At 65.8% G+C, this 16,365-nt stretch carries 15 protein-coding genes; 6 read left to right on the top strand and 9 right to left on the bottom strand.

Going from position 1 to position 16,365, the window contains the following annotated elements; all coding sequences use genetic code 11:
- The first annotated feature begins 5 nt into the window (after positions 1–5).
- Both WFK98_RS17655 and WFK98_RS17650 read left to right on the top strand, forming a co-directional pair.
- A complete protein-coding gene (locus tag WFK98_RS17655; protein ID WP_336801152.1) occupies positions 6–1,316 on the top strand; it encodes an NAD(P)/FAD-dependent oxidoreductase in 1,311 nt (436 codons plus the stop codon).
- Positions 1,317–1,398: 82 nt separating this feature from the next.
- Positions 1,399–2,187 (top strand): SDR family oxidoreductase, encoded by a 789-nt coding sequence (locus WFK98_RS17650; protein ID WP_336801151.1) that lies wholly within the window; start codon positions 1,399–1,401, stop codon positions 2,185–2,187.
- A gap of 67 nt (positions 2,188–2,254) precedes the next feature.
- Here the strand turns inward: WFK98_RS17650 and WFK98_RS17645 are convergent, their stop codons facing one another.
- A complete protein-coding gene (locus WFK98_RS17645; protein WP_336801150.1) occupies positions 2,255–3,184 on the bottom strand; it encodes a dihydrodipicolinate synthase family protein in 930 nt (309 codons plus the stop codon).
- 79 nt (positions 3,185–3,263) lie between these two features.
- On the opposite strand from WFK98_RS17645, the gene WFK98_RS17640 reads away from it, so the two are divergent.
- On the top strand, positions 3,264–4,616 hold the full coding sequence (locus WFK98_RS17640) for an NAD(P)H-dependent amine dehydrogenase family protein (RefSeq protein ID WP_336801149.1): 1,353 nt from the start codon (positions 3,264–3,266) through the stop codon (positions 4,614–4,616).
- A 58-nt stretch (positions 4,617–4,674) separates the two neighbouring features.
- Here the strand turns inward: WFK98_RS17640 and WFK98_RS17635 are convergent, their stop codons facing one another.
- Positions 4,675–5,040 carry a hypothetical protein gene (locus tag WFK98_RS17635; protein ID WP_266339031.1) on the bottom strand — a complete coding sequence of 122 codons (366 nt, stop codon included), beginning with the start codon at positions 5,038–5,040 and terminating at the stop codon, positions 4,675–4,677.
- Between the two features lie 165 nt (positions 5,041–5,205).
- A complete protein-coding gene (locus WFK98_RS17630) occupies positions 5,206–5,952 on the bottom strand; it encodes a GntR family transcriptional regulator (RefSeq protein WP_266339030.1) in 747 nt (248 codons plus the stop codon).
- Positions 5,953–6,195: 243 nt separating this feature from the next.
- Between WFK98_RS17630 and WFK98_RS17625 the strand changes: the two genes are divergently transcribed.
- Positions 6,196–7,761, top strand: a complete 1,566-nt coding sequence (locus tag WFK98_RS17625; RefSeq protein ID WP_336801148.1) for an NAD(P)/FAD-dependent oxidoreductase — start codon at positions 6,196–6,198, stop codon at positions 7,759–7,761.
- Between the two features lie 129 nt (positions 7,762–7,890).
- Here WFK98_RS17625 and WFK98_RS17620 read toward each other — a convergent pair whose 3' ends face one another.
- Both WFK98_RS17620 and WFK98_RS17615 read right to left on the bottom strand, forming a co-directional pair.
- Positions 7,891–9,417 (bottom strand): amino acid ABC transporter permease/ATP-binding protein, encoded by a 1,527-nt coding sequence (locus WFK98_RS17620; RefSeq protein ID WP_336801147.1) that lies wholly within the window; start codon positions 9,415–9,417, stop codon positions 7,891–7,893.
- A gap of 240 nt (positions 9,418–9,657) precedes the next feature.
- A complete protein-coding gene (locus tag WFK98_RS17615) occupies positions 9,658–10,473 on the bottom strand; it encodes a substrate-binding periplasmic protein (protein WP_266339028.1) in 816 nt (271 codons plus the stop codon).
- A gap of 226 nt (positions 10,474–10,699) precedes the next feature.
- Here WFK98_RS17615 and WFK98_RS17610 point away from each other — a divergent pair, with 226 nt between their 5' ends.
- Together WFK98_RS17610 and WFK98_RS17605 are read left to right on the top strand one after the other, a co-directional pair.
- Positions 10,700–10,984: a YciI family protein gene (locus WFK98_RS17610; RefSeq protein WP_336801146.1), complete on the top strand. Its 285-nt coding sequence runs from the start codon at positions 10,700–10,702 to the stop codon at positions 10,982–10,984.
- Positions 10,984–12,069 carry a hypothetical protein gene (locus WFK98_RS17605; RefSeq protein WP_336801145.1) on the top strand — a complete coding sequence of 362 codons (1,086 nt, stop codon included), beginning with the start codon at positions 10,984–10,986 and terminating at the stop codon, positions 12,067–12,069. The genes WFK98_RS17610 and WFK98_RS17605 overlap by 1 nt, the downstream gene beginning before the upstream one ends.
- Positions 12,070–12,126: 57 nt before the next feature.
- Here the strand turns inward: WFK98_RS17605 and WFK98_RS17600 are convergent, their stop codons facing one another.
- From WFK98_RS17600 to WFK98_RS17585, 4 genes are all read right to left on the bottom strand, one after another.
- Positions 12,127–13,068, bottom strand: a complete 942-nt coding sequence (locus WFK98_RS17600; protein ID WP_336801144.1) for a dihydrodipicolinate synthase family protein — start codon at positions 13,066–13,068, stop codon at positions 12,127–12,129.
- Positions 13,069–13,204: 136 nt separating this feature from the next.
- Positions 13,205–14,809 (bottom strand): ABC transporter permease, encoded by a 1,605-nt coding sequence (locus tag WFK98_RS17595; RefSeq protein ID WP_336801143.1) that lies wholly within the window; start codon positions 14,807–14,809, stop codon positions 13,205–13,207.
- The gene (locus tag WFK98_RS17590; RefSeq protein ID WP_336801142.1) at positions 14,806–15,657 is read right to left on the bottom strand and encodes an ABC transporter ATP-binding protein; all 852 of its coding nucleotides are present in this window, start codon (positions 15,655–15,657) and stop codon (positions 14,806–14,808) included. The genes WFK98_RS17595 and WFK98_RS17590 overlap by 4 nt, the downstream gene beginning before the upstream one ends.
- Before the next feature lie 62 nt (positions 15,658–15,719).
- Positions 15,720–16,298 (bottom strand): AAA family ATPase, encoded by a 579-nt coding sequence (locus tag WFK98_RS17585; RefSeq protein ID WP_266339023.1) that lies wholly within the window; start codon positions 16,296–16,298, stop codon positions 15,720–15,722.
- Between the last annotated feature and the right edge of the window lie 67 nt (positions 16,299–16,365).

Here is a 16,365-nt window from a genome sequence, read left to right as displayed (position 1 = left end):
CCGATATGGCGACGGAGACCTTCCATCAATCGCTCTGGTCGGCGCTGACGCCGGCCGCTGAACCCATGCCGCCGCTGGTCGGCGACGTCTCGTCGGACATCGTGGTTGTTGGCGCGGGCTTTCTCGGCCTGTCGACAGCGCTGCACATGGCCGAGGGTGGCGCCAAGGTCGTCCTTCTCGAAGCCGACGAGCCTGGCTTCGGCGCATCGGGGCGCAATACGGGCTTCGTTGTGCCCAGCCTCAAGACGGCCTTCGGGCCTGCCGATGTGCGCGGCCTTCTGGGCGAGGCAGGCGACCGGCTGACTGCGCTGGTCGGTCAGTCCGGCAATGCTGTCTTCGACCTGATCCGCCGTTATGCGATCGATTGCAGCGCCGAGCAGACGGGATGGCTGCAGCCGGCCCATACCGCGGCGCTCCAGAGAATTCTCGAGCAGCGCCAGCGTGACTGGGCGACGCTTGGCCGGCGGGTCGAGATCCTGTCTCGCGAAGAGACAGCCGAAAAGATCGGAGCGTCCGGCTATCACGGCGCGCTTCTTGACCCGACTGGTGGTCAGATCAATCCGCTTGCCTATGCGCGCGGTCTTGCCAGGGCCACGATGGCGCAGGGCGTGGGCATCTACGCAGGAAGCCGCGTTCAACAGGTCACGCGGGCCGATGGCAAGTGGATGGCCGTGACCGACAAGGGGCGCGTCCGCGCGGATCGGATGCTGCTGACCACCAACGCGCTGGTCGACAAGCTCTACCCCGCAGTCGCCGACGCGATCATTCCGGTCCGCGTGCACCAGATCGCCAGCCAGCATTTCGGCGAGGCCGATCAGGCCAGCATTCTTCATGGCCGGTCGCCTGTCGCCGATACCCGACGGCACACTTTCGCCGTGCGCTGGTCGCCGGACGGGCGGCTGGTGACCGGCGGACTGGTCATGCCGGGCCCGATGCCGCTCGAACGCGCGACCCGCTATTTCTCGAAGCGCCTCGAGAACATCTTTCCGGCGCTGGGTCGCATCCGCGCCGAGCATGTCTGGAGTGGGGTGATCGCCGCGACGCTCGATTCCATGCCGCGCTTCATGAGCCTCGAACCGGGACTGGACGCGGCGATCGGCTGCAATGGTCGCGGCATCGCGCTCACGACCTCGCTCGGCCGGGCGATCGCCGGTCTCTATTCCGGCACGCTGGCGGTGGGCGAGTTTCCGCTGCCGCACAAGCCGCCGCAGCCAGTGCCGGGGAAGCTCGTCGCGCAATATGGGCCGGCCTTCTGGCTACCCTGGAGCAATCTGCGCGACCGCCTCGAGAGCGGCGCCGGCCTGGCCGCATCCTGACCCGATCTAGCTCATTGTCTTCATCGCGGTCTTTCCGCGCGAGCCTTTACACACTCCGCTCGAAAACGCTCTGGGAGTCACTATGGATCTTGGAATTTCCGGCAAGGGCGCGCTGGTGCTTGCGTCGTCGCGCGGGCTGGGTCTCGGCGTCGCGGCCGCGCTGGTCGCCGAAGGCGTGCGTGTGGTCATCACCGGCCGTAACGAGGCTCGCCTGCAGGCGGCGACGGCGTCGCTGAACGCCAGCGGCCCTGGCAGCGCGGATTATGTCGTCTGCGACTTTGCCGGAGAGGACGCCGTCGAGGCGCTGGTGGCCGGTGCCTCGGCGAGGCTGAATGCGATCGACATTCTCGTCAACAATACCGGCGGTCCGCCGCCGGGCAGCGTTCTGGCGGTGACGGGCGAGACCTGGGACGCGCAGTTCAGCGCCATGGTCCGCAACGTGTTCCTGCTGACGGCGCGCATCGTGCCGGAGATGCAGGCACGCGGCTGGGGGCGCGTGCTGACGCTCGGGTCTTCAGGCGTGATCCAACCGATCCCCAATCTCGGCGTTTCCAATGCGCTGCGCTCGGCGCTAGTCGGCTGGTCGAAGACGCTGGCCGATGAGGTCGCCGCGAGTGGCGTGACCGTCAACATGCTGGTGCCCGGCCGCATTCACACCGAGCGCGTCGACGAACTCGATGCCGCGGCGGCCAAGCGGACCGGCAAGGCGGTGGAGGATGTCGCGGCGGCGTCGCGGGCCTCGATCCCGATCCAGCGCTATGGCCGTATCGAGGAATTCGCGGCGGTCGCGGCCTTCCTCGTGAGCGCGCCGGCAAGCTATGTGACGGGCGGAATGCTCCGCTGCGATGGCGGCGCCATCAAGTCGGTTTGATCATCCGGGCATGTTCCAATCGAAAGCGGCGCCAGTAGGCGCCGTTTTCAATTTCTGAGGTAACCGCCTATGCCGGGCGGGCCATGCGGCGTTCGAGCCTGTTCATGAGCCCGGTCAGTTCGGCCAGGTCGAGAGCATCCAGTTTGGGGCCAGGGCTGCGGACATGCGCCGACGCGATGGCGCCGCGGCGGCGCAGGATTTCCTTGCGGACCGCGAGGCCGAGGCCGGGCTGGGTCTCGTGCCGGATCAGCGGCAGGTGAACGTCGAACGCATCCTCGGCGCCCTCGACATCGCCGGCACGGAAGCGTTGGACGACGTCGGCCAGCATCTCGGGATAGGCGTAGCCGGTCATTGCACCATCGGCGCCGCGCGCGAGTTCCTGCGGCAGGAACAGGCCACCATTGCCGACGAGGATGCTGATCCGGCGGTCGCCGCGCTCGCTCTCGCCGCGCCGGATGCGCGAGAGCTTGGAGAGCCCGGGCCAGTCCTCGTGCTTCAGCATGACGATCTGCGGCAGTCGGGCGAAGATCGTCTCGAGCGTCGGCACCGAGAAGCTGACGCCGAGTACCAGCGGGAAGTCCTGCAGCACGACGGGAACGTCGGGCCCGAGTGCCTGGCAGACCATGACGTAGTAGTTGATGATCTGCTCTTCGGTCTTGAGGCTCGGCAGGGGAGCGACCATGACGCCGGCAGCGCCTGCGGCCATCGCTTCATGCGCCAGCGCCGCCATGGCAGACAGGCCTGGATTGCTGACGCCGACGACGACCGGGATGCGGCCGGCGACGCACGTAAGCACGACCTTCAGGAAGGCGGTGCTTTCCTCCGGCGACAGCTTCGGCGCTTCGCCCATCATGCCGAGGATCGTGAGGCCGGTCGCTCCACGCTCGAGATAGAAATCCGTCAGCGTCTCGGCGCTGGCGAGGTCCAGTTCTCCGGAATCCAGAAACGGCGTCGCAGAAATCGGGAATACGCCGCTGGCACTGGTATCGAGTCGCATCGGAGGCCTCAAACCGTTCGTGGAAGACAGGGATTGCGCGATATCGCGATCTGCTGCTTGATCTGATATATCTAGTAGAATGTCAACCAATGAGCCTGCCTTGCCGTATTCGGCGAGCGGAGCCGTACATTCCGATCTCGGAACCGCCGAGATTTCTCGCGCTTTTCCTTGTCACGAAATTATCTGTAAGATATTACATAGCACATCAGATTGGATGCGTGGCTTTCCACCCACCGATGCCGGAATGGCGAGGGTCGAGGGAGGCAGATCGCGGCCCGGACCGCGAAAGCGAAACAGGAGAATCAGCGTGGCGAAATCGTCTGGCGAACCCATCGGGGTCATACTTTTCGGGCTCGGCTGTCTTGGCTCGCTCGTCGTCGAATGCCTGAGCCAAGGCTATCCGGGTATCCGTGTCGTCGGCGCCGTTGACCACGATCCCGCCAAGGCCGGGCAGCGGCTAGACGCGCTCTATCCGGGTTTCGTCGGCGCGGGCGACGTCATCGTGCGCCCGACACTGGCAGAATGCCTCGCCGATGGCGGCGATGCGGCGGACCTGCTCTATCATCTCACGGAGTCGGCGCCGGCGAAGATCGAGGCGCAACTTCTCGACGCGCTGGCCGCCGGTCTCGACGTGCTCTCCGCTTCCGAGGCGATGTTTCATCCGGCGCTGCGCCATGGCGCGTTCGCCGCTCGGCTGGACCAGGCCGCCAAGGCCAAGGGTGTCACGATTACCGGCACCGGCATCAATCCCGGCTACAGCTTCGACGCGCTTCCTCTCGTGCTTGCTCGAGCCACGTCGGGCGTGCGCCGCGTGACCATCACCCGCGCCATCGACGTGACGGGCACTGGACCGGGCGATATCGATCATGTCGGCTATGCGCTCTGGCCCGCCGAGTTCGACGAGAAGATCGCCTCCGGACGGATCGCCGGTCACATGGGAATGCCGGAATCGATCGCGCTGGTCTGCGAGCGTCTCGGGCTGACCATCGATCGGGTGGAGGAGAGCTGGGAAACCGAAGTCGCTGACTTTCCCGTCGATTCCGGCACGCCGAGCCTTGGCCTGATCGAGCCGGGACGGGTCATTGGCATCACGCAGACTGGCCGGGGCCTTCGCGGGGCCGATGCGATCGTCACCATGCGGCTCGTCATGTACTACGATCCCGAGCGCTTCGGCATTCCTGCCGCCGACACGATTGATATCGAGGGCGCGCACCACATCCGCGCCAGTCTGACACCGGCCGCTTTGTCGCTGTTCGGTGCCGCCAACACGATCGTCAACGCAACCGAGGATGTCGTCACCGCCCCGCCGGGGCTGTTCAACTTTCTGGATGCTTCGATGGCGGGCGCACGGCGCGGTGGTTTCCGCTATGAGCGCGAAGCAGGCGGCGCGGAGCGCACCGACGTCGTCCGCCTGCGTCAGGTTCCCGCCTGAGCGGCGAGATCGGCAGCCGGAATGAAAAAGCCCCGGCGCCTGGCGCCGGGGCTTTTTGCTACATGTCGCCGTCTTCCTTGCTCGGATTGGCGCAGACCGCGATGACCAGGCCGGCATCGCCGATGATGTGTCGGTAGCGGTAGTTGACCGGCAGGTACATCGCGTCGCCTGGACGGAACATGCGTTCCTCGCCGGTCGCCTCGATGATCTGCTTGGACCATCCCTGCAGGCAATAGAGGATGACCTCATGCTTGCCGTCGCCTTCGACCATGACGTCGAAATGCGGCATGTAGGTCGTGATGTGGAAGGACATCGAAGAACCCTGCTTCTTCTGGGTGATCAGCCGATGGCTGAACTCCTGTCCCTCATGCACCCACGTCTTGGTCGTGCCTTCCTGGCGCGCCCACATGATCTTGTCACCCATCGGACTGTCCCGCATGTTGAAGATATCACGTGATATTCCAATCGATATGTCATGTCGAGGGGATATCGCAGGCAGCGATGCATGGCGTCGGCCGGCGCAGACGCACGAAGGCCGCGCCGGAGACCGGCGAACCCTCGTGATCCGATATGCTGGGTTGGGAAGCAGCTAGAGACTGATCTGGGCGAAGTTGCGCGAACTGGCCAGCGCCTTGAACAGGCCTTCGCGCGTGATGTCGTTGTGCTTGATCATGATCTCTCGTGCCGCGACCGGATCGCGCGAACGCAGCACTTCGACGATCGCCTGGTGGTCGTTGATCGTCTCGCTGTTGACGTCGCGAAGGCGGGCGCCGAGGTAGAAGAAGCGCTCCAATTCGTCGATCTGCCGGGTGATCAGCAATTGCAGTCGGTCATTGCCGGATGCCCTGGCGATTGCGGCATGGAAATCGCGATTGGCCTTGATGAAGCGCTGCAGGCTCGGCTGCTCGCTGCGGTCGTAGACGACGTCGGCCAGCTTCTGCAACTGGTCGAGTTCGGCATCCGTGATGCGGGCGCAAGCCAGTTCGGCAGCGCCTGCTTCCAGGATCGTGCGCAAATCGAAAAGTTCGCTCATGTCGCCGAAAGTTATCGGCACAACCTGGTATCCGCGGCGCGGAAAGGTACGGACGAAGCCCTCGGAGCGCAGCTTCGCCAAGGCCTCGCGGACCGGCGTCTTGCTGACCTCGAAGCGCTGCGCCAATTCGGCCTCCGACAACTCGCGGCCGGGCTCCAGCGCACAGGTCAGGATTTCCCCGCGCAGGAGATTGTAGACCTTGTCGGTCAGCGACGCCTTGCCCGTCTTTTTGGGCGCGCGCACCTTCTTCACGGCCGCCGGGCTGGCTTTTGCTGCGATCTTTTCGGCGACCAAATCCATCATCCACTTCTAGCTCTTGTCGGGTCGCATCCGTAGGCGCGACGACCCGCATTATATCATTGCGAATATCAAGCGCTACACGCTCGTCGCGGCCGATGCAATCCACGCGAGAAGGTCGCGGCGGCGGGATCGAGGCAGCCGCGACGCGCGGCATTCTCGTCAGAGACACCATCAGATATTTTTGACGGAATATCAACGATGCGCTACAGCTTGAAGGTGTTGCAGCTTTTGAGGTGGAGTGGATCGATGGACCAGCCGGAGCGGGGGGACATGCACGGCGAGGATATTTCGGCACAGATTGCCGGGAAGCTCGCGTTGGAGCACCCGGAGCTTCGAGCGGGCCTGGCGCCGCCTTATGCGCCGCCGCCATTGCCGGATGCGCAGGAGCGCCTCGACCGGCTCAGCCGCCGGGTCCGCCACGATCTGGAGATTCTCAACTACCCCAAGGACGACTGGGTGCTCCCGCGCGAGCACCCGCGTGGCCATCACGTCTACGATGTCGTGATCGTCGGCGGCGGCCAATGTGGCCTCACGGTCGCCTTCGGTCTGATGCGCGACCGCGTCTCCAACGTGCTGATCCTCGATCGCGCGCCAAAGGGACAGGAGGGTCCGTGGATCACCTATTCGCGGATGTGGACGCTTCGCTCGCCCAAACATGTTACCGGGCCGGATCTCGGTATCCCCTCGCTGGCGCCGCGCAGCTGGTTTGAGGCGGTGTTCGGCGAGACGGGGTGGGAGCAGCTCGGCAAATGGCCGCGTCAGGCCTGGCAGGCTTATCTTGACTGGTACCGCGCGGTCCTCGACCTGCCGGTCCGCAACGAGGCCGACGTCACCGCCTTCGACGACGAGGACGGCCTCGTCCGCCTGACCGTCAATGGAAATGAGACCGTCTATGCCCGCAAGGTCGTGCTGGCGACGGGGCTGGAGGGGATTGGCGGATGGTATGTGCCGCCCTTCGTCAAGGACAAGCTGCCGCGCGAAAGCTGGACGCTGTGCACCGATGATGTCGACAGCCTCGACTGGAAGGGCAAGCGCATCGGGCTGCTCGGCGCGGGGGCGACGGCGTGGGACCGGGCCGCGGACCTGCTCGAACTCGGAGCGACCGGCGTCACCATCTACATGCGTCGCAGGCAGATCTTGATGGCCAACCCGTTCCGCTATCTCGAGAAGGCTGGCTATCTTCGCCACTATGCCTCTATGTCCGATGCCGACAAGTGGCGCTGGATCCAGGCGATGTTCAAATTCGGCCAGCCGCCGACCCAGGATGGCGTCGATCGCTGCGCCGCGTTCCCGAATTTCTGCATTCACGCCGGTGCGTCCTGGACCGATGTCGAGCAGCGTGAGGACGGCATCCACGTCACGGCCAGCGATGGCTCGGTCGTGGTGTTCGACCATCTCTTCATCGGCTGCGGCTTCTCGATGGACCCGCGCAACCGGCCGGAGCTGCTGCCGCTCGCCGACAACATGGCGACCTGGTCGGATCGGTTCACGCCGCCCGAAAGCCAGCCAGATGCCTGGCTCGCAACCTATCCCTATCTCAACCGTGATCTTTCCTTCGTCGAGAAGGTACCGGGCCAGACGCCGGTGCTCGCCAACATGTTCTGCTTCAACTACGGCGCCACGGTTACGAACGCGCATTCGGGCGCCTCGCTGTCGGGGCTGCGCTACGGCATCGAGCCTCTGCTGCATGGCATTACCCATGCGCTCTGGATGGATGACGAGCCGGTGCATTTCCAGCGCACCGAGAATTGGGCGGAGGTCGACACGGACCCGTCCGCGCTCGAAAAACACCGCTGGCAGCAAACAGGTTGATCGGAGGAACTGGCGGCTGCTTGACGGGCCGCTGGTTTCCCTCGTGTCGAGCGTGACTTGAAGGCACAAGAAGGGGAGCGGATCCGATCCGCTCCGCTCCCCTTTCTTGCCGTCGTCCGTTGGCGGACGCTATTTCAGCACTGCCTCCAGGAAGCGGATGCTGCGCTCGTGCTTCGGCCGCTCGAAGAATTCTTCCGCCGTCGCGATCTCGACGATCTGGCCGCCATCCATGAAGATGACCCGGTCGGCGACCTTGCGGGCAAAGCCCATCTCGTGGGTCGCGACCAGCATCGTCATGCCGCTGGCGGCGACGTCTTCCAGCACCTGCAGCACTTCGCCGACCAGTTCGGGATCAAGCGCCGAGGTCGGTTCGTCGAACAGCATGATGTCCGGCTTCATGGCGAGCGCCCGCGCAATCGCGACGCGCTGGCGTTGGCCACCGGAGAGATGGTTCGGGAAGGCGGTCAGCTTGGCGCCGAGGCCGACGCGGGCGAGCAGCCGCGTCGCCGCATTGCCGGCCTCGAGGCCTGTCTGGTGGCGCACGCGCAGCAGGCCCTCGGTGACGTTCTCGATCGCCATCTTGTGCGGCCAGAGATTGAAGTGCTGGAACACCATGCCGACATGCGAGCGCAGCCGCGCCAGTTCCCGCCCGCCGACGCCGCGATGCGTCGGGCCGAAAGCGAGGTCGAAGCCGGCGCCGCGGGCATGGATGCCGATGCGGCCGGAATCCGGGCGCTCCAGCAGGTTGATGGAGCGCAGCAGCGTGCTCTTGCCTGATCCGCTCGGGCCGAGCAGGCAGACCACTTCGCCCTCCTGGATCGAGAGGTTGATGCCGGAGAGCGCCTTGACGCCGCCAAAGCTCTTCTCGAGCGCCGCGATATCGAGCACGCGCCTTTGGCGGTCCGGCGGCGATGGCAGCAGGTCGTGCGCTGCGGGATCGGCCAAGGCCACATGGCCTGGCGTCAGGCCCAGTCGGCGCAGGCGCCGACGGGCAGGCGGGCGCTTGTCATAGTCGAGGTAGCGTTCGAGCTGGAGCTGCGCCAACGCCAGGATCGAGGTGAGGAACAGGTAGATCGCGCCGGCGACGAGCAGCGCTTCCATCGCGCGAAACGTGTTCGAATAGATCAGCGTCGTCGTCAGCAGCAGCTCGCGGACCGTCACGACGGACGCCAGCGACGTGCTTTTCACATGGCTGATGAAGTTGCTCATATAGGGCGGCGTGATGATCTGGATCGCCTGCGGCAGTACGATCCGCCACATCACGGTCGGATAGCTCATGCCGACGGCGCGGGCGGCCTCGATCTGGCCGGCGGGGATGGACTGCAGGCCGGCGCGCAGCGTCTCGGCATTGTATGCCGACGAGGTGATCGAGAAGGCGATGATCGCGGCGGGCAGCGGTTCGAGCGAGATGCCGATGCTGGGCAGGCCGAAATAGATCAGGAACAGATGGATCAGCGGCGGCGTGCCGCGTGCGATCCAGATGTAGAAGAACGCCGGCACGCTGAGGATGCGCCAGGACGACATGCGCGCCAGCGCCAGCAGGAAGCCGCAGATCGTGCCGATCACCTGCGAGGTGACGGCGAGGAAGATCGTCATCATCGTCGCTTGGAACAGCAGCGGCGCATAGGGAACGATCGAAGAGAAGTCGAAGGACATGGAGCGTTATCTCGGCAGCGGCTAGCCGTGGTCGCAGGCGGCGCCGGCACGGCAGGACGACCATCGCGAGCTCGGGCACGAGCTGCGCAGCCTCGGGATGGAGATGTCGTCGGGATCGGCGTCGCGCGCGGCAAGCGATCCCGCAGACGATCGGCAAGACCCGGAATGCCCGGCCTTGTGGGCAGAGCCGATCCGGATCGCGTCGACCCGTCTCGGCCCTGCAAAGATCGTTCCGCGGTCCTACTTCTTGGCGGCGTCCTGACCGACCGGCGGCAGGGCGGAGTCATAGTCGTCGAGGGCGAAGCTGGCCTTGGCCATCTTATTCAGCGTGCCGTCGGTGCGCGCATCCGAAATGACCTTGTCGACCGCGGCCTTCATGTCGGCCGAGCCCTTGCTCATCGGATAGCCGACCAGATTGACCTTGTAGGGCTTGCCGACGATCTTCGCGATACCGGGGCGGGCCTGCATGAATTCGGCTGCCTGCTTGTCGCCGACGATCGCCACTTCGATGCGGCCGGCGACGAAATCGGCGAACAGTTCGGCGACGCCCGGATAGACGCGCACTTCCTTGTAGCCGCCGATCTCGCGAACCACGTCCTCGCCATCAGCGCCGATGCAGGCACCGACGACCTTGCCGCCAATGTCGGTAGGGCCGCTAATGTCGGTCGTTGCTTCAGGCACCATGGCGATGATCGCGGTGCGCGAGTAGGGCACCGAGAAATCGAACACTTCCTGGCGCGCCGGTGTGATGTTGACGCCCGAGCAGATCATGTCGGTACGGCCGGCGGTGATGGAGGGAAGCAGGCCTTCCCAGGCGAGCACGTTGAGATCGAGCTTCACGCCGAGCTTGTCGGCGATGAGCTGGCACATGTCGACTTCAAAGCCGATCGGCTTGCCGGACGTGTCCATCGAGACGTTCGGCTTGTCGTTGCCTGTCGTCAGCGCGCGCATCGTGCCGGCGGCTTTGATGGCGGCGAGGTCGGCGGCGGAAGCCGGCATGGCTCCGGCAATGACTGCCAGGGCGGCAGCCGCTACAGTCCTGCGGAATTTTGTCATGAACCCTGTTCCCCGAATGGTGTGCCTGAGCGATTTGCCGGGCGCTGCGTGTGGCGTCATTCGCTTCCAACCCTGGCCCGGAACCGCGTGCCTTCTTTGAGCCGCTGGATCTTCTCGCCGGGAACGCATCTACGATCTGATAATATCAGTTGAAGTGTCAAGTGATATATCTATGCTCATGGGCGGCAGCGATGGCCACGCAGCATGGAGAACCCGGATGTTTTTGGTGACGTCGACCTACACGGCAACGCCGGAGGCGATCGCGGCGGCATTGCCCGCGCACCGCGACTGGGTCGCAACCCTCTATGATCGCGGCATCTTCTTTCTTTCTGGCCGCCTCGTTCCGCCGACCGGCGGTTTCATGATGGCGACCGGCGTCACAAGGGGCGAACTGGATCAGATTCTGACGGGTGATCCGTTCCGTCAGCTGGATCTGCTCACCCATGACATCGTGGAAATGAAGCCGACGCGCTGGGCGGCCGGGCTGGACGATGTGAAGGGGATATTCTGATGCGCGTCGCTCTTTTCGGCTTCGGCAACCTCGGTCGGGCATTGTTCGCGGCGCTTCAGGCGAGCCCGGACTTCGAGATCGTGACGATTATTGACGATGCGCCGGATCTTGTCGGCCATCCGGTCGCCGACGTGGTGCCGGGCACATCCTGCGACCTCTCGATCCAGGCGACCCTGCCGCCGGCAGCCGGTCCGACGATCCTTTTTCACGCGTCGACGTCCGCGCCGGATCGGGCTACCGCGCAGATCCTGGCTGGGCTGAAGGCCGGCTATTCGGTCTTGTCGGCCGCTGAGTGGCTGTTTCACCCCTGGCTCCGATATGGGGCGGAATTCGAGGCACTGGATGGGGCGGCGCGCGCCTCCGGTACCACGGTTATGGGTTGCGGCATCAATCCCGGCTTCTGCTTCGAGACTCTGCCGATCCTTTTGTCGCGCACGCTCGTCGAGGTGACGAAGCTCGATATCCTGCGCGTCTCGAATGTCGGCGGCGTCGGCCCGGCGGATTTCGCCCATCTGGGCTTCGGGCTTTCGCCTGAGACCTTCGCCGGCCGGGTCGCTGACGGGTCCATCGAGGGCCATATGGGCTTCCCGGAATCCGTCGCGGCGGTCGCGGAATGCGTCGGCATCCCGATCGACACCATCACGGACAGCCTGGAGCCGACCTTCGCAACCACCCCGATCGTGCTGTCGCACCGCACCGTTGGGATCGGCGAGGTCGCCGGTATCACGCAGACGGCAACCGGATCGCTGGGCGGCGTCACCAGCATCGTGATGAGGCTGGAAATGTTCCTTGATCCCGCCGCCTATGGCCGCAAGCCGCAGGAGGCCGTCTCGGTCGAGGGAAGCCGGGATTTCTCACTGTCCCTCAGCCCCGCCGCGCCGCCGGTGCCGGGCGCCGCGGCGATGATGCTCCACGCGGCGCGCGGCCTGGCCGGAATGCCGCATGGCTTCGTCAGTCTGCTCGACATGCCGATCAGCGGCGGCCGCCTGTCCCGGACGCTGCGCGCCGGTCCGGCAAAGCGCAGCACTCGCGGAAGTCAGTTTGGCGTGCTCGCCGCTGACCTTCAGGGAGCCCGCCTTTCGTGATCCCGCACTGCGTGGCCATTGGCGCTCGCCCGTGGATATCGATGGGTTGAGGGCGCGCTAGCGACCTTCCATCCGTGTGAAGTCTGCATTTGCCTGCATTAATTCATTGGCGATCCGAGTGATGTCCGCGACGATCGCCGGATCCGACGCGCTCTCGAAGAACGGGCCGATCGGGCCGGTATCGGCGATCCCTGCCAAGCGGATCGCGTCATGCACGACGGGAATGGCGGAATGGGCGGCGCGGGCCGCGTCGAAATCCACGAAGGGCCGGCTGAGGCTCTCGATCGCGGCGCGGTCGCCGCGCTTCACCGCCTCCAGCAACGCCATCGAGATGTGCGGCGCCAGCAGCCCGGTGCCGGAAGTATAGCCCTGGATGCCGAACTTCGAGCTCTCGACGATGGTCAGTTCACCCGCGCCGTCGATCAGCCGCTCGGCCGAGCCGACGAGATCGAGCAGCGTGGTCAGGTGCGGCGACTCGCCGTTTTCATCCGGCACCACGCCATATTCGACGCCGCAGAGCGCGCCATCTTTCAGGAGCGCCGCGACGTCCTGCGGGTCTAGATAGTCGAGCGCCTTGAAGAACACCATCAGCGGCTTGCCATAGGCATCGGCGAGCTTGCGGATGCCGGTTGCCACGCCCTTCGGCTGCACCAGCCAGAACGGCAGCAGGATCGCCGTCGGGAAATCCCGCTCACGCAGCATCGCCACCTGGTCGATCGCCTTGCCATAGTCGCCGCCGATCGCCGGGATCATCCAGGCGTCATCGGAAGGCGCCACCGCTTCGATCAGGTCGAGCACCGCGCCATACTCGCTGAGCCTCGCATTGAACAGGTTGGCGATGCCGCCATACATGAACGAGCTGACGCCGGCCGAAGCGAGCCAGTCGACGATCTTTTGGCTTTCGCCGGGGTTGATGCCGCCGTCCGGGTTCCGGGCGATGGGCGGCAGGGCAATGATCGAGGCGACGAGATCGGCGGGCGTTACGGGCGTGGTCTTCATCGAGGAAACTCCGGATGCGGGGGAGGGATTCCGCCGGGCGTGGCCGGCGGGGAGGAAAGGGACGGGCGCGCGAAAGCGCGTCGCGCGCGCCGGGGCGCCGCGAAAGCAGGGGTGATCGCGGAAGCGTGGCGCGTGGCTAGTTGGCGTAGGCCTTGAGCACGAGGCGTTCGACCAGCCCGATCAGCGCATAGAGGAGGATGGAGAAGGCCGTCGTCAGCGCGACGCGGGCCCAGAGTCCTTCGTAGTCCGAGACGGCGGCGGTGGTGACGATGGCGTAGCCGAGCCCCTTGCCCGTCGCGAGCCAGGCCGCGAGTAGCGCGCCGGTGATCGCGAGCGGCGCGGCGGTGCGCAGCGAGGTGAACAGTGCCGGCAGGGCGCTGGGTATCTGCACCGTCATCAGCGTCCGGAAGCGCGAGGCGCCGAACACCCGCATCAGGTCGCGCGAGCGGGCCGGCGTCTGCGCCAGCGCCAGCGTCATGTTCACCAGCGTCGGGAAGAAGGTGACGATCGCACCGATCATGACGACCGCCAGCATGTTGCGGCCGAAGACCAGCGTCACCAGCGGCGCCATGGCGACGAGCGGGATCGAGCGTAGCGCGATGGCGACGCCCATGAACGCCCGTTCGACGCCGCCCCAGAGGTTGAAGGCGACCGCGACGACGATGGCGGCGACCGTGCCGACGACCAGCCCGGCGGCGCTGTCGCGGATCGTCACTATAGCTTCGCGCATCAGCTGAATACGGTTCTGCGCGCCCATCAGCGGATCGACAAGATAGTTCCACACCTCCAGCGGCCCCTTGCCGAAGAAGGGCGGCACGGAGAAGCCGCGCAGGATCGCCCACCATACGACGAGCACAAGTCCGAGCGAACCGAGCGCCGAGGCGATCGCCATCGCCCAGCCGCCGGCGCCGCCCGAATTCGCATGCAGGCCGCTGCCGATGTCGGCGGACATTTCCCGCGCCCAGGGCGTCAGCAGGCGGGCGGCCACGCTGGTCGCGGCATAGGCGATGGCGGCCAGCACGCTGGCGACGACCGCGATCGCCCAGGTTCTCGGGATTTCCATCGCCTGCTGCGAATTGACCAGCATCAGCCCGAGGCCGGTTTCGGTGCCGCCCATATATTCGCCGACGATGGCGCCGAGGACGGCGGCGGGCGCCGCGATGCGGAGCGCGGCGAAGAGATGCGGCAGGGCGGATATCAGCCGGACCTTGAACAGCTTGTGCCGGGTGCCGCCGCCGAAGCCGTGCACGAGGTCGAGCATGGTGCGGTCGACATGGCGCAGACCGGTCACGGTTCCGATCAGCGTGGTGAAGAAGACGGACAGGCCGGCCAGCACCACTTTGGGCGTATCGCCGGAGAACAGGATCATCATCAGCGGGCCGATCGCGACGATCGGCAGGCAGTAGGAGACGATGCCGAGCTGCAGGATCGGCCGCTCCAGAAACGGAATGGCGACGGCGACGAGGGCAAGCGTGATCGCGAGGCCATTGCCCCAGAGCCAGCCCCGCAAGGCGGCCGACACCGTGTAGGAGGCCGCGTCGGCATAGAAGCGGAAGCCGTCCGCCTGCATCTGGCGGGCAATCTGCAGCGGCGACGGGATTGTGCCGTTGCCGGACGAGATGAAGGCGACAGCGAGCTGCCAGAGCAGCAGGACCACGACAAGCCCGGCCGCGCCATGGAGGAAGCCGGAACCGTTCAGGGCGCGGAGACGGTCGAGCGGGCGAAGCGCGAGCGCGGTCATGACGCCCCCTCCAGTTCCTCGATCTTCGATCCGAACAGGAGCTCGCTGAAGCGATCGCAGAGGCGGTGGAACTCCGGCGTGCGCATCATTTCCGGTGTGCGGGGGCGCGGCAGGTCGATCGCCAGCGTCTCGACGATCCGCCCCGGCCGCGCGGTCATCACTGCAACCATGTCGGACAGGAACACCGCTTCCGGGATCGAGTGCGTCACAAGCACGGTGGTCGTGCGTCTCTCCATCCAGATCCGCTGCAGCCCGAGATTGAGCCGCTGGCGCATCATGTCGTCGAGCGCGCCGAACGGCTCGTCCAGCAGCAGCGCCTTCGGCTGGTTGACGAGCGAGCGGGCAATGGCGACGCGTTGGCGCATGCCGCCGGAAAGCTGCGCCGGCCTTGCCTTCTCGAAGCCCTGCAGGCCGACCAGCGCGATCAGGTCGCGGATGGCGGCGTCCTGCCCCTTCATGCCGCTGATCTCGAGCGGCAGGCGGATATTGTCCTCGACCGAGCGCCAGGCGAGCAGGGAGGCGTCCTGGAAGGCAATACCGATCTCGTGGTTGGCGCGCGAGACGCCGGGCGACTTGCCATGGATGAGCGCGCTGCCATCGGTCGGCACGTCGAGATCCGCGAGGATGCGCAGGATCGTCGACTTGCCGCAGCCCGAAGGGCCGAGCAGCGACACGAAGGAGCCCGCCGGCGTGCGCAGATCCGCATCGTGCAGCGCCGTGACGGTGCGGCCCTGCAGCGAGAAGGTCTTGGAGAGGCCATAGAGCACGATGCCGCTGGCATCCCCGGCCGGACGCGACGAGGGGGTCGCATTCGGCTTCAGCTCGGACTTCACGTTGGACATCTCCATCGGAGGGTGCCTTTCGGTCGGCGGATGGCGCGGCGGCGGATGCCGGACGCGCCATGCCAGAATCAGGCCGGAGTCTTGGTGCGGAGCGTGTTCAGATAGTCGAGGTACTTGCTGTCGACACCTTCGAGCATGTTTTCGAGATCGCCGCCGCCGGCAGTCGTCCAGTGCTCCGGACCGCGGCCGAGCTCGACGCCGCGACGGGTGTGATAGTCCACCATGAAATCCTGGATCTCGAACTGCCGCTCGCCGCGCGACGTCACCTCGATCGCCCATTGCGCCAGCTGCGGCGCGGTTCGGTCCTTCTTGTTGGTGACGATGATGCGGATCGCCTGGACCGCGTAGATCCAGCGCTCGGTGCGATCGGCATAGCGCTGCCGCTGGGCATTCAGCGCCTCGATGATGGCGGGCGCCGTCACCAGGCCGAAGCCGACTTCCTCGGTGGCGATGATCTCGATCCGCCGCCAGAGCAGTTCTTCCGTCTCGAGGCCGCTCAGGTGCAGCTCGTAGGCGGCGAGGATCGCCTCTTCCAGCCAGCCGCGCCGGACGGACTTCTGGAAGACGGAGCGGACCTCGTCGACGGGATAGCCGTTGATGGTCTTGGTGCGGGACCAGACGTCCGCGCTCTGGTAGTTCTGGGTCATGCTGGGTTCCTGTCGAACGAAGGCCGTCGCTCCCCGGACAGGCAGGTCCGGGGCTTCGATCGTGGGC

Origin of the sequence: Kaistia sp. MMO-174 (genome assembly GCF_037147815.1) — a bacterium.
Taxonomy (GTDB): Bacteria; Pseudomonadota; Alphaproteobacteria; order Rhizobiales; family Kaistiaceae; genus Kaistia; species Kaistia nematophila.
The sequence above is the reverse complement of the archived record's forward strand: the minus strand, read 5'-3'. Positions and strand labels throughout refer to the sequence as shown.